The organism is Roseateles aquae, from assembly GCF_032337115.1.
Lineage (GTDB): Bacteria > Pseudomonadota > Gammaproteobacteria > Burkholderiales > Burkholderiaceae_C > Roseateles_C > Roseateles_C aquae.
Genome location: NZ_JAVXZY010000011.1, coordinates 85,116 through 96,749 on the forward strand (window position 1 = coordinate 85,116; position 11,634 = coordinate 96,749).

General features: G+C 67.9%; 15 protein-coding genes. 9 read left to right on the top strand and 6 right to left on the bottom strand.

All coding sequences use genetic code 11. The features are described 5' to 3' along the window. Window positions 1-110: 110 nt before the first annotated feature. The 9 genes from RQP53_RS21270 (at window position 111) to RQP53_RS21310 (ending at window position 8,017) form a co-directional block, all read left to right on the top strand. A complete protein-coding gene (locus RQP53_RS21270) occupies window positions 111-581 on the top strand; it encodes a DUF4188 domain-containing protein (protein WP_315652706.1) in 471 nt (156 codons plus the stop codon). 184 nt (window positions 582-765) lie between these two features. Further along, entirely contained in the window at window positions 766-2,016 is a 1,251-nt protein-coding gene (locus RQP53_RS21275; RefSeq protein WP_315652707.1) for an alkaline phosphatase PhoX, read from the top strand. A gap of 164 nt (window positions 2,017-2,180) precedes the next feature. Beyond that, entirely contained in the window at window positions 2,181-2,519 is a 339-nt protein-coding gene (locus RQP53_RS21280) for an antibiotic biosynthesis monooxygenase family protein (RefSeq protein ID WP_315652708.1), read from the top strand. Then, window positions 2,516-3,343 (top strand): class I SAM-dependent methyltransferase, encoded by an 828-nt coding sequence (locus tag RQP53_RS21285; protein ID WP_315652709.1) that lies wholly within the window; start codon window positions 2,516-2,518, stop codon window positions 3,341-3,343. Before RQP53_RS21280 ends, RQP53_RS21285 begins: the two co-directional genes overlap by 4 nt. 9 nt (window positions 3,344-3,352) lie before the next feature. Beyond that, window positions 3,353-3,658, top strand: coding sequence for an NIPSNAP family protein (locus RQP53_RS21290; protein WP_315652710.1), 306 nt, complete (start codon window positions 3,353-3,355; stop codon window positions 3,656-3,658). Continuing rightward, complete coding sequence (locus tag RQP53_RS21295; protein ID WP_315652711.1) at window positions 3,655-4,113, top strand: GNAT family N-acetyltransferase; 459 nt, start codon at window positions 3,655-3,657, stop codon at window positions 4,111-4,113. Before RQP53_RS21290 ends, RQP53_RS21295 begins: the two co-directional genes overlap by 4 nt. A gap of 147 nt (window positions 4,114-4,260) precedes the next feature. Continuing rightward, window positions 4,261-5,436, top strand: coding sequence for a serine hydrolase domain-containing protein (locus RQP53_RS21300; protein ID WP_315652712.1), 1,176 nt, complete (start codon window positions 4,261-4,263; stop codon window positions 5,434-5,436). Window positions 5,437-5,498: 62 nt separating this feature from the next. Next, window positions 5,499-6,278 carry an enoyl-CoA hydratase-related protein gene (locus RQP53_RS21305; RefSeq protein WP_315652713.1) on the top strand — a complete coding sequence of 260 codons (780 nt, stop codon included), beginning with the start codon at window positions 5,499-5,501 and terminating at the stop codon, window positions 6,276-6,278. A gap of 197 nt (window positions 6,279-6,475) precedes the next feature. Then, entirely contained in the window at window positions 6,476-8,017 is a 1,542-nt protein-coding gene (locus tag RQP53_RS21310) for a 3-hydroxyacyl-CoA dehydrogenase (RefSeq protein WP_315652714.1), read from the top strand. Between the two features lie 39 nt (window positions 8,018-8,056). On the opposite strand, the gene RQP53_RS21315 is transcribed toward RQP53_RS21310, so the two are convergent. The 6 genes from RQP53_RS21315 to RQP53_RS21340 form a co-directional block, all read right to left on the bottom strand. Then, on the bottom strand, window positions 8,057-8,386 hold the full coding sequence (locus RQP53_RS21315) for a low molecular weight protein tyrosine phosphatase family protein (protein WP_315652715.1): 330 nt from the start codon (window positions 8,384-8,386) through the stop codon (window positions 8,057-8,059). Window positions 8,387-8,393: 7 nt separating this feature from the next. Continuing rightward, a complete protein-coding gene (locus RQP53_RS21320) occupies window positions 8,394-8,816 on the bottom strand; it encodes a GNAT family N-acetyltransferase (RefSeq protein ID WP_434064136.1) in 423 nt (140 codons plus the stop codon). A gap of 15 nt (window positions 8,817-8,831) precedes the next feature. Continuing rightward, window positions 8,832-9,251: a DUF4019 domain-containing protein gene (locus tag RQP53_RS21325; RefSeq protein WP_315652717.1), complete on the bottom strand. Its 420-nt coding sequence runs from the start codon at window positions 9,249-9,251 to the stop codon at window positions 8,832-8,834. A 64-nt stretch (window positions 9,252-9,315) separates the two neighbouring features. Continuing rightward, window positions 9,316-9,984, bottom strand: coding sequence for a signal peptidase I (gene lepB / locus RQP53_RS21330; protein WP_315652718.1), 669 nt, complete (start codon window positions 9,982-9,984; stop codon window positions 9,316-9,318). 319 nt (window positions 9,985-10,303) lie between these two features. Beyond that, window positions 10,304-11,047 (bottom strand): YceI family protein, encoded by a 744-nt coding sequence (locus RQP53_RS21335; protein WP_315652719.1) that lies wholly within the window; start codon window positions 11,045-11,047, stop codon window positions 10,304-10,306. Continuing rightward, complete coding sequence (locus RQP53_RS21340) at window positions 11,044-11,598, bottom strand: peroxiredoxin (RefSeq protein WP_315652720.1); 555 nt, start codon at window positions 11,596-11,598, stop codon at window positions 11,044-11,046. Before RQP53_RS21340 ends, RQP53_RS21335 begins: the two co-directional genes overlap by 4 nt. Between the last annotated feature and the right edge of the window lie 36 nt (window positions 11,599-11,634).

The window sequence follows — 11,634 nt, forward strand, 5'->3', positions numbered from 1 at the left end:
CGCACGATTGTGCAGGGCCGACACGAGTCTGCGCGGCCTTGCCCCTGCGCCAGCCGCTACATTGCGCACATCACCTAGCTCTGCCCGCGCCCATGATCCACACCGAACGCATGACAGCCCGCCTTGATGGCGATTTCGTCGTCTTCCTGATCGGCATGCGCATCAACAAGCCGCTGCGGGTCGACAAATGGTGGCCCGCAGCCAGCGCCATGCCGCGGATGATCCGCGAGCTGAGCCGCCAGCCGGAGCTGGGCTTTCTGCACGCCGAGATGTGGTTCTCGCGCACCATCATCCTGGTCCAGTACTGGCGCTCGATGGAGCAATTGCTGAGCTATGCGCACCAGCGCAATGCCGCCCATCTGCCGGCCTGGCAGGCCTTCAATCAGAAGGTGGGTAGCGATGGCAGCGTCGGCATCTGGCACGAAACCTATCTGGCCGGCCCCGGGCGCTACGAGAACGTCTACGTCAATATGCCGGCCTTCGGCCTGGGCCGCGCCGGCAGTCTGGTGGAGGCGCGCGGCGAACTGAAATCGGCCAGCGGTCGGATGCAAGCCGGGGCCGCCGAGTCCAAGCCGGACTGAGCCTCCTGCAGCTGATCATTGGCCATGGCAGGTCTGCACACCTCGGCCGCCACTGGCCCGCAAGCAAAGCAATGGTTTAGTTGCTAGTACTAAAAGTGATGGTGTTGACATCAATAAATCGCCCAGCGCCTTCAAGATCGCCAGACCGGCATGTGCCGGTTCCACCACGAGAGGAGATCGATCTATGAAGCTGCTGAGCACGAGCACCCCGCTGCCGCATGATGATGTGGCGCAACGCCGTGATTTCCTGCGCCGCAGTCTGATCGGGGCCGGCATGGTCTCGATTGGTCCGGCGAGCGCATGGGCTCAAGGACTTCCGGCGCTGCCGGCCAACCCGTCCAGCGGCGGTGCGCTGCAAGCCATCGGCTCGCTGTTGGCGATCGGCCCTCTGCAGGCCCCCGACGCCAATGGCCTGCGTCTGCCCTCAGGATTCAGCTCGCGCCTGATCGCACGCAGCGGCCAGAAGGTGAGCAACACCGGCTACAGCTGGCACAGCACGCCCGATGGCGGCGCCTGCCTGCCACGCAGCGGCGGCGGCTGGATTTATATCTCGAACTGCGAACTCGATGGCGGCAAGGGCGGCGCCTCGGCCATTCAGTTCGACACCAACGGCGGCATCCTGAGCGCCTATTCGATCTGCAGCGGCAGCAACCGCAACTGTGTGGGCGGCATGACACCCTGGGGCAGCTGGCTGTCCTGCGAAGAGGTCGACCGCGGCCGGGTGATCGAATGCGATCCCTATGGCGTCAAGGCGCCGGTGGTGCGCAATGCGCTGGGTTGGTTCGACCACGAGGCGCTGGCCTTTGACAGCCGGACCGGCTACATCTATCTGACCGAGGACAAGAGCGACGGTCGCTTCTACCGCTTCCGCCCGGCCAAGGCCAATGACCTCAGTGCCGGCACGCTGGAAGTGGCCAAGCGGGTCGGTAGCGCGGCGCCATACAGCCTGCAATGGCTGACCGTCCCCACGCCCAACCCCAGCAGTTCCGGCACCCGTACGCGCAGGCAGGTCAGCGGCAGTTCGAGCTTCAACGGCGGTGAGGGCTGCTGGTTCCACAACGGCGTCGTCTACTTCACGACCAAGGGCGACAACCGCGTCTGGGCCTATGAGACCGCCGCCAACCGCCTGGACATTCTTTACGACGACAACACCTCGAACAATCCGGTACTCACCGGTGTCGACAACGTCATCGTCTCCCAGCTGGGCGATGTCTATGTGGCCGAAGACGGTGGCGATATGCAGATCTGCGTGATACGCCCCAGTGGCGAGGTTGCACCGATCGTCAAACTCGAAGGCCACAACCAGAGCGAGATGACAGGCATCGCCTTCAGCCCCGACGGCACACGGCTGTATTTCAGCTCCCAGCGCGGCACCACGGGCAGCGGCAGCGGTGGCATGACCTTTGAGATACGCGGGCCCTTCCTGTCGATCTGAGGCGCGTACCTGAAGCGCCATGGACGGGCTGTCAGGCCCTTGTCCATGGCAGTCTGCGGCACTGACGGCGCTTGAGCGGGGTGCCGCGCATCACTTCCCGCAGGGCAAAGACGGTGCCGCATACTTGCCCTCCCTTCAACAGATGTGATCCGGTACCACGCCCCATGTACAGCTCGACCTTCATCTTCGCCAGCGGCCAGTTCGACGAGGACTTTCACCGCATCGACCAGGACATCGCCGCCTTTGCGCGCGCCATCCCCGGCTATCTGGGCGAAGAGAGCTGGACCAATGCCGAGACCGGCCTGGTCTCCAACGTGTACTACTGGGACTCGCTGCAGGCCTTGCAGCAGTTGGTTCAGCACCCGCGCCACCAGCAGGCCAAGTCGCGCCAGGGCGAGTGGTTGGCCGGCTACCAGGTGGTCATCTCACAGGTACTGCGCCGCTATGGCGATGGCAAGATCGCCGCGCAACTGCCGGCTGCGCTGAGCGAGGCCGAACGATGAGCGCGTCCAGCCTGGAAGCCATCTGGCGCCGCTTTGACGAGGCCGAGCGCCGCCTCAGCACGCCGCTGAGCCAGCGCATGCTGGAACTTGCCGCACTCGCGCCCGGACAACAGGTGCTGGATCTGGCCTGCGGGCGCGGCGAGCCGGCCATTCCCGCGGCCTGGCGCGTTCACCCGGGAGGACAGGTGCTGGCCCAGGATCTGGACGCCAGCATGCTGAGCCTGGCACGGGAGCGCGCCAGTGCCGTGGGGCTACCCGCCGGCCTGCTGCAGCTGCGAGAAGGCAATGCCGAGCGACTCGACGGCCTGGCCGACGCCCACTTCGATGCCGTGTTGCTGCGCTGGGGCCTGATGTATTTCAAGCAGCCGCTCACTGCCTTGCACGAGGTGCGCCGGGTGCTCAAGCCGGGGGGGCGCTTCGTCGCCGCGCTGTGGGTCGAGCCGGAGCAGGCCAGCTTCTTCACGCTGCCACGCCGCGTGCTGGCGCCCTGGCGCGAACTGCCGCTACCGGACCTGACCCAGCCCGGCACCTTTGCCTATGCCGAGCAATCGCGCATCGAGCAGGACCTGGCCGCCGCCGGCCTGCAGCTGCTGGCGCTCGAGCAGCAATGGGTGCCGGTGATGGAAGCGGCCGACGCCGAGGACCTGATCGCTTGGGTGCGCAGCTTCGGCCTGAACCGCGCGATGGCCGGGCTCGATGAGGCCGCCCAGCAGGCCTGGGAAGCCGCCCTGCTGGCCGCCTGCGAGCCGCTGCGCGAGGCCGACGGCTTCATCCGCCTGGGTGGCATCAGCCGCCAGGTGCTGGCCGAGCGCACCAAGGACTGAAAGACACGCATGATCACCGTCTCCATCCGCTACCAGATCGACCCCTACCAGCTGGCCGAGTTCGAGCACTACGCGCGGCTCTGGATTCCCCTGGTGCAGCGCTTCGGCGGCCAGCACCATGGCTACTTCCTCCCGTCGGAGGGCGCCAACAACATCGCGCTGGCGCTGTTCTCGTTCGACAGCCTGGCCGCCTACGAGCAGTACCGGCGCGACTCGCTGCAGGACGCCGAATGCCAGGCCGCCTTTGCCTACGCCGAGCAGACCCGCTGCATCGTCAGCTACGAGCGCAGCTTCATGAGGCCGCTGCTGCCATGAATCCGGCCTACCGGCTGCGCGTCACACAGGCGCAGGACATCGCCGCCACCTTCGAGGTGCGCGCGCAGACGCCGGACAACGCGATCGCGCCCGAGCGCCTGGCGCTCCTCGGCATCACGCCGGACAGCCAGCGCGAGGCGCTGGAGCGCGGCGAGCAACTGAGCTGGGTCGTCGAGCGCGACGCGGTGGTCCACGGTTTCTGCTGCGCCGACCCGGGTTCAGGCGAGGTGCTGGTGCTCGCCGTGCGCGCCGGCCATCAAGGCCAGGGCCTCGGCCGCGCTCTGCTTCAGGCCGCGCTGGACGGCCTGCGCGCCGCCGGCAGCCCGCCTGCCTGGTTGTGGGGCGCCGCCGACCCCAGCCTGCGCGCGCCCGGCTTCTACCGCAGCCAGGGCTGGCAGCCGACCGGGCGGCGCAACGCGCATGGCGATGAGGAGCTGCGCGCGCCGCCACCTTGAGTGTCCAGTGCCTGTCCGCGGACTGTCCGCGGACACCGGACAGTGCGCCAAGTCCTTGTCAGGCCAGGGGCCAGGTGCAGGCATGAGGCTTGCAAAGGCTATCGGTATCGCGGGCCGCCGGCCTGCTCTGATCGATGGAAGCTGTTCATGTCCCTGCGCCCCACCCGCCGCCCGTCCCTGCGCCGTGCCTTCTGCCGCCAGCTGCTCGCCATCGCCGGCACGAGCCTGCTCCTGCACGCCAGCGCCACGGCGGCCGAGCCGCCCGTCATTGGTGACACCACGCTCGAAGCCCAGCTGCAGCAGGCGCTGCACGGCAGCCGCGTGCCGGCCATCGCCGCCGCCGAAATCCGCGCTGGCCAGCTGAACCGCCTGGCCGTGGCCGGGCAGCGCCGCAATGACGGCCAGGACCCGGTGCAGCTGGGCGACCGCTGGCTGATCGGCTCCAACGGCAAGCCCATCACGGCGGCGCTGATCGCGCGCCTGGTGGACCAGGGCCGCCTCGCCTGGGACACGCCGCTGGCCGAGCTGCTGCCGGAGCTGAAGGCCGGCATGCACAGCGCCTACCGCAAGGTGACGCTGCTGGAGCTGCTCTCACATCGCGCCGGCCTGCCCGAGAACGTCAGCGACCTGAAGTTCTTCGAGCGCTTTGCCCACGACCGGCGGGCCTTGCCGGCGCAGCGCCTGGCCTACGTCAGCCGTGCGCTGCGCGACAAGCCCATCGCCCCGCCGGGCAGCAAGATCAGCTATAGCAATACCGGCTTCATCCTCGCTGCCGTGATCGCCGAGCGCCACACCGGCCGGGACTGGGAGACGCTGATGCGCGAACAGCTGATGGCGCCGCTGGGCATGGACTCACTGGCCTTCGGCACGACCGGCGCCGGCGAGCCGCGCGGCCATCTGAAAGGCAAGCCGGCGCTGCGCCCCGAGGACAGCAACCCGCTGATGTTCGCGCCGGCCGGCAATGTCAGCATGAGCCTGCAGGACTGGGCGCGCTTCTGTCTGGACCAGCTGGCCGGCGCGCGTGGCGAAGGCCGGCTGCTCAGCCAGGACAGCTACCAACGCCTGCAAAGCCTGCGGGCCGGCGCGCTGCCGGCCAGCCAGAAGACGCCCGCCGCGCTGGGCTGGGGGGTGCAGGCCAGCGTCGCCGGCCGACCCGGACCGGTGCTGCTGCACGGCGGCTCCGACGGCAACTGGTTCGCCCTGGTGGCCCTGTTTCCCGAGAGCGGCGACGGCGCCCTGGTGGTCGCCAACGCCGGGCCGGACATGGGCGGCGAACAGCTGGTCAGCCAGGTCTTCGTGAGCCTGCTGCCGCCCAAGCCCTGAGCGGCAGCCAGGCGAGGAGCGACAGCGGCGATACTCCTGCGATTACCAGGAGTTTCAAGACCGTGGAGACCTTGCATATCGAGGTGGATGCGCGCGGCGTCGCCCACCTGACCATGAATCGCCCCGAGGTGTTCAACGCCTTCAACGAGGCGATGATCGCCGAACTGAGCCAGGCGGTGGACCGGCTGGTCGCCGACCCGCATGTGCGCCTGATCGTGCTGGCCGGCGCCGGCAAGGCCTTCAGCGCCGGGGCCGACATCCAGTGGATGAAGCGCGCCGCCGCCGCGACGCAGGAAGCCAACCTCATCGACGCGCGGCTGTTCGCCGAGATGCTGCACAAGCTGGCCAGTTGCCCCAAGCCGACGCTGGCCCGTGTGCAGGGCCTGGCGCTGGGCGGCGGCGTCGGCCTGACGGTGGCCTGCGATCTCGCCGTGGCCAGCAGCGATGCCAAGTTCGCCGTCAGCGAGGCCCGCTTCGGCATCCTGCCGGCCGTCATCGGCCCCTATGTGATCAATGCCGTCGGCCCGCGCCAGGCGCGCCGGCTGGCGCTGACGGCAAGCCGCATCGCCGCCGCCGAGGCATTGGCGATGGGCATGGTGCATGAGGTGGTCGAGCCGGCCGAGCTGGATGCGGCCGTCGAACGCTGGATCAGCGAGCTGCTGGCCAATGGCCCGCAGGCCCAGGGCGAGATCAAGCAGCTGTTTGCGCAGCTCGAAGTCGGCCCGGTGACGGCCGAGGTGCGCGAACTGACCGCACAGACCATCTCGCGCGTGCGCACCGGCGCCGAGGCCCGCGAGGGCTTTGCCGCCTTCCTCGACAAGCGCCCGCCGGCCTGGGGCTGATCCATCAAAGAACCGACATCCATCAAAGAACCGACCACAGAGACACGGAGACACAGAGGAAACAGCCGGAGTTGAAAACACAGAAGGCCTCCGTGTTTCCCCCCTCCGTTTTTTCCTCTGTGTTTTCTCTGTGTCTCAGTGACTCTGTGGTCTGCATTCCTGAATACGAGCGGCCCCTAAGGGCCCGGAGACATGCCATGAGCTTTACCGAACAACACAGCCGCTGGCGCGTGGCCAGCACGGCGCCGGCCGAGGCCTGCATCGGCGTGATCGGCGCCGGCGTGATGGGCGCCGGCATTGCCCAGGTCGCCGCGCAGGCCGGCCACCCGGTGCGCCTGCTCGATGTGCGCGAAGGCGCCGCAGCAGCAGCCATCGCGCAAACCGCCAAGGCGCTCGACAGCCTGGTGACCAAGGGCCGCATGGAACAGGCTGAGCGCGACGCCGTGATGGCGCGCATCAGCCCGGCCCTGGCCACGGCCGAGCTGGCCGAGTGCGCGCTGGTCGTCGAGGTGATCATCGAGAAGCTGGAGCCCAAACAGGCGCTGCTGCGCGAGCTCGACGCGCTGCTGCCGCCCGACGCCATCATCGCGTCCAACACCTCGTCGATCAGCATCACCGCGCTGGCCAATGGCATGACGACGCCATCGCGCCTGGTCGGCATGCACTTCTTCAATCCGGTGCCACTGATGAAGCTGGTCGAGGTCGTCTCCGGCGCCGAGACCGAACTCAGTGTCGCCGAGTCGATCTACGCACTGGCCAAGCGCTGGGGCAAGACGCCGGTGCATGCCAAGAGCACGCCGGGCTTCATCGTCAACCGCATCGCCCGCCCCTATTACGCCGAGACGCTGGCGCTGCTGCAGGAACAGGCCGGCACGCCGGCGCAGCTGGACCGGGCGCTGCGCGGTGTCGGCTTTCGCATGGGCCCCTGCGAGCTGATGGACCTGATTGGCCACGACACCAACTACCTGGTCACCCAATCGGTCTACGACGCCAACTTTGGCGACAAGCGCTATGTGCCCTCGCTGGTGCAAAAGGCGCTGGTCGATGGCGGGCGCCTGGGCCGCAAGGCCGGCAAGGGCTTTTACGAGGGCGTGCCCGCAGCGCCGCTGCCGGTTGCCGCGCCCGCCGCCTCGGCCGCAGCCTTGCCCGCGCTCAGCGTGGTCGGCCGTGGTGCGCTGCTGGAGCGCCTGGCCGACTGGCTGACGCACAAGGGCCTGAGTTTCACCCGTGGCGAATCGGCCGACTGGTGCGGCCTGCAGCTCGGCGAGCTGCAGCTGCATCTGAGCAGCGGCCACAGCGCCGCGCAGCTGGCCCATGAACGCCGCCATGCCGAACTCGGCGTGATCGACTGGCCGGTGGCCCCCGATCGCACCGACGCGCTGGCCCTGGCCTTTGCGCCGCACACCAGCCATGCGCACCGCGAGGCCGCCGCCCAGCTGCTGCTGCTGCTCGGCTGGCAGCCGCTGGTGTTGCGCGATGTGCCCGGCCTGGTGGTCGCGCGCACATTGGCCATGCTGGTCAATGAGGGCGCCGATGCGGTCTGGCAAGGCGTTTGCGATGCGCAAGGCGCCGACCTGGCAATGAAGCTGGGCGTCAACTACCCGGCCGGCCCCTTCGAATGGCTGGCCCTGCTCGGCGCCGCACCGGTGGCCGAGCTGCTCGACGGTCTGTTCACCGCCTACCGCAGCGAACGCTACCGCGTCAGCCCGCTGATCCGGCAGCAGACCTGGGGCGGCTGAGGGCGCCGAGGTAGATCTGCATAAGTCGGCGAACCGATCTCAAGCCGCAGGCAGGTGCCGCGTGACCTTGGCGCGCAGCAGCTTGACCAATGCTGGATCCATGAAACGGTATTTGTCCGGAATGTCCAGACATACGACGCGTTTGCCGCGCAGCAGCTCGGCAAAGCGCGACTGCAGCTTGCGGCGATGCTCGCGCTCCATCACAAACACCAATTCGGCCCATTCAAGCAGGTCCGGCTCCAGCACCTGCTCGGCATCGGGGCTCAGCCCGGCTGAACGGCAGTCAACGCCCGGGTGCTCGCTGAACAGCTGCTCGGCCGTGGGGCTGCGCCATTGATTGCGGCCGCAGAGGAACAGCACGTTCAGCATCGCTGCTTCAGGCGCCCGGCAGGTACTGCATGCCCGGCCCCTCGTCCGGCCGTGCGACGAAGCCATGGCGTTCGTAGAAGCCGCGCTTGCCGCGCGCGCTGAAGAGCTGGATGTCGGTGATGCCGGCCAACTGGCAGATCGCCAGCAGCTCCTTGAGCAGCCGGGAACCCAGGCCCTGCCCCTGTGCCTCGGGGTGGACGATCATTTCATTCACGTAGGCGTGCAGCACGCCATCAGAGATCAGCCGCGCGAAGCCAACAAGGCGGGGCTTGCCTGCAGCATCCGAGCCATAAGCGGCCACCACCCGCCAGGAGCCGGCCAGCGCACGCGCGTAGTCGTCCGGATTCCGATGGGGGGAACCCCAGCCGGTGCTGTCGTACAAGGCCTTGAAGTCAGCGGCGCTCGGCGGCTGATCACTCAACGTGAACACCTGCACAGCGGCCGCTCACTTGATGAAATAGCCCGAGACCTTCCAGCTGCCATCGGCCTCGCGCATCGGCGTGACCGTCTCGACGGCGCCGGCCTTGTGCTCGAACTCGCTGTCGTACTGGACCACCAGAAACGGCCCGCCCTTGGCGCCGGGCAGGGCCTTGGTCCAGGTCGCCGATTTCATCGTGCGCGACTTCAGCGCGCCCAGCGGACTGCGAACCGCCTTCAGCGCCTCTTCCCATTTGGCCTTGCTGATGCTCTGCTGAAAGACGGCGGCAGCTTGATCCCAACTGGCCGCGTACTGGCCGCCATCGCTGAGCGCCAGCCATTGCGTAGCGGCCGCTTGAGCGCGGCCGATGTCTTCCGCACCTTGGGCCTGCACGGAGCAGACCCACGCCAGTCCGAGCAGACAACAGATTCTTCTGCTTGCCTTCATCATCGCGCCTCCCTCATTGCCTACTAGGCTATGGCGGCCGACTATAGCAATGCGATGACGCGACTCACTGCAGCTTCTGGCCGAAGCGGCCCAGGCGCGGCAGCCAGTCGCCCTTGATGTCGGCCGAGGCCAGGATGCGCACCGCGCGGCCGATCAGCAGCTGGCGCGGCACCAGGCCGATGTAGCGCGAATCGGCGCTGTTGTCGCGGTTGTCGCCCAACATCAGGTACTGGCCGGGCGGGATCACCACGGGCTCGAAGCTGCTGATCGAGCGCACGCCTTCAAGCCGCTGCATCCGGTGTTCAAGCGCGCCCAGCTTCTCGGTCATCTGCAAGGCCTTGACGCTGCCAAAGGGCTCCAGCGGCTCGGGCTTTTCCTGCACATCGTCGTACTGGGCCGATTCGCCATTGATGAGCAGGCGGCCATCGCGCATCTCGACGGTGTCGCCGGGTACGGCGATCAGGCGCTTGATCAGCCTGGTGCCGTCGCGCGGCGAGCTGAAGGTGACGATATCGCCGCGCTGCGGATCGGCCAGCGGGGCGATGATGTGGTCGGTCAGCGGCAGCTTGAAGTCATAGGCCAGGCGATTGACGAAGACCACATCGCCCTCGAGCAGATTGGGCCGCATCGAGCCGGAGGGAATCGGGTTCCAGTCCGCCACCGCGGTGCGGAAGAAGCCGAAGCAGAGCAGGAACAGCAGAAAGCCGCGGTTGTGCTTGAACCAGTTTTTCATTGCCTTGACTCCATCGGTGGCAGCGTGAACGGCAATGATGGACGGCAAGAATTAGGCGCGGCTTAAGGAAGGTCTGCATAAGTCGGCGTGGGTCGTGGTTGAGAGAAAAAGGGCGGCCACGTAGGCGCGCTGCGAAGGTCGGGCTGGTGGCCCGACAGCCGAGCAGCGCAACGCCCGTGGGGGCCCTTCTTCTCTCAACCCGCAGGGCAAGCACCAGCCACGCCCTGCCGGTGTTGCGAGCCTTGTGCAGGCCACCAGCCTGAGCTGCGGCTCGCGCCTTGGCAGGCCCTGGCTGGTGCTTGCCACGGCCCACGCCGACTTATGCAGACCTTCCTAAAGGACGGTCCGCAGACTTCAGCTGAATCTCGAATTCCACCGTCACCGCATCCTGCATCGCCAGCAGGCCGCCAAGCACGCTGAAGGGCGTGATGCCGAAGTCCGACTGCAGCAGCACCAGCTGGCCACGCACCTGCCAGGGCGCCGCGGGCTCGCTGCCGCTCTGCCGCGCCTGCATGGCCAGCCACTGCTGATGTTGCTGGCCATGCCAGCTGATCTGCACCAGCGCCGCCAGCTGCTCGCCCTCGCCAACGATCTGCAGCGAGTGCAGCTGCAACAGCGGGTGCCGCGCGGCGTCGAGCAGACGCGGGCCCAACATATTGGCGCGGGTGGCGGCCACATCCTCCGGCGTCAGCGTGGAGGCGAAGGCCTCGCCAAGGCGGGCCCGTTCGGCCGGATCGTCCAGCCGCAGCCGCGCAAGCGGGAAGCTCAGCGCAAAACTGGCCCCGGCAAGACCTGACCCCGGCAGCTGCAGCCAGCCCTCGAACTCGGGCGCGGTCAGCACATGGTTGTGCCCCAGGCGCGCGGCCGTGCCGGCCCGAAAGGCCAGCATGCGCAGCCGCGAGGCGGCCGGATCAACGCGCCAGAGGCGGCCACCGGCCGGCGCCAATAGCGCTTCGCTGGCAACGGGCTGCGGCGCTGCGGGCGGTGCCGTGCTCTGGCAAGCCGTCAGGCCCAGGCTGAGGCCCAGCGCCGCCGTCAGCCAGCCACGCCGGCCCAGGCTCACTTCTTGCCGGCCTTCCAGCGCTCCACGGCCTTCAGCATGGCGTCGACATGGCCGTCGGCATTCATGCTGGCGTGAACGGCGGCGATCTTGCCGTCCGGCGTGATCAGGTAGGAGATGCGGTCGGCCATCTCGACCATGGCCAGCTTGGCATCGTAGGAACGGATGATCTTGGCGCCGGCATCAGCGGCGACCGAGAACTTGTTGCGGCAGGCCTCGACCGAGAACTTCTTCAGCGTGGCGATATCGTCATTGGAGATGCCGACGACGCGGGCGCCCAGCGCCTTGAACTTGTCGCTGGCCTCGGCGAACTGGTGCGCCTCGACGGTGCAGCCGCTGGTGAAGGCCTTGGGGTAGAAGTACAGCACCACCGGCCCGTTCTTCAGGTTCTCGGCCAGATCAAAGCGGCTGGCCTCGCCGGCGGTGGCGGCTTCGGTGGTGAAGGTCGGCGCGGCGGCGCCAACCGCCAGCGCGGCGCTGGCGTCCAGGCTCATGAAGGCCAGCGCAGCGGCGACCAGGCGAAGACGAAGAGAGAAACGCGGTGGGTGGTACATGGTGCACGGGCGGGGTTGTCGCAGAAGGCGCCCATC

What these genes read in the sequence shown, in the direction of transcription:
- RQP53_RS21290 (WP_315652710.1), top strand. Translation starts at nt 3,353, where the DNA reads ATGATCACCGTCTCCATCCGCTACCAGATCGACCCCTACCAGCTGGCC.
- RQP53_RS21315 (WP_315652715.1), bottom strand. Translation starts at nt 8,386, where the DNA reads ATGCTGAACGTGCTGTTCCTCTGCGGCCGCAATCAATGGCGCAGCCCC.
- lepB (WP_315652718.1), bottom strand. Translation starts at nt 9,984, where the DNA reads ATGAAAAACTGGTTCAAGCACAACCGCGGCTTTCTGCTGTTCCTGCTC.
- RQP53_RS21295 (WP_315652711.1), top strand. Translation starts at nt 3,655, where the DNA reads ATGAATCCGGCCTACCGGCTGCGCGTCACACAGGCGCAGGACATCGCC.
- RQP53_RS21325 (WP_315652717.1), bottom strand. Translation starts at nt 9,251, where the DNA reads ATGAAGGCAAGCAGAAGAATCTGTTGTCTGCTCGGACTGGCGTGGGTC.
- RQP53_RS21310 (WP_315652714.1), top strand. Translation starts at nt 6,476, where the DNA reads ATGAGCTTTACCGAACAACACAGCCGCTGGCGCGTGGCCAGCACGGCG.
- RQP53_RS21300 (WP_315652712.1), top strand. Translation starts at nt 4,261, where the DNA reads ATGTCCCTGCGCCCCACCCGCCGCCCGTCCCTGCGCCGTGCCTTCTGC.
- RQP53_RS21285 (WP_315652709.1), top strand. Translation starts at nt 2,516, where the DNA reads ATGAGCGCGTCCAGCCTGGAAGCCATCTGGCGCCGCTTTGACGAGGCC.
- RQP53_RS21270 (WP_315652706.1), top strand. Translation starts at nt 111, where the DNA reads ATGACAGCCCGCCTTGATGGCGATTTCGTCGTCTTCCTGATCGGCATG.
- RQP53_RS21275 (WP_315652707.1), top strand. Translation starts at nt 766, where the DNA reads ATGAAGCTGCTGAGCACGAGCACCCCGCTGCCGCATGATGATGTGGCG.
- RQP53_RS21280 (WP_315652708.1), top strand. Translation starts at nt 2,181, where the DNA reads ATGTACAGCTCGACCTTCATCTTCGCCAGCGGCCAGTTCGACGAGGAC.
- RQP53_RS21340 (WP_315652720.1), bottom strand. Translation starts at nt 11,598, where the DNA reads ATGTACCACCCACCGCGTTTCTCTCTTCGTCTTCGCCTGGTCGCCGCT.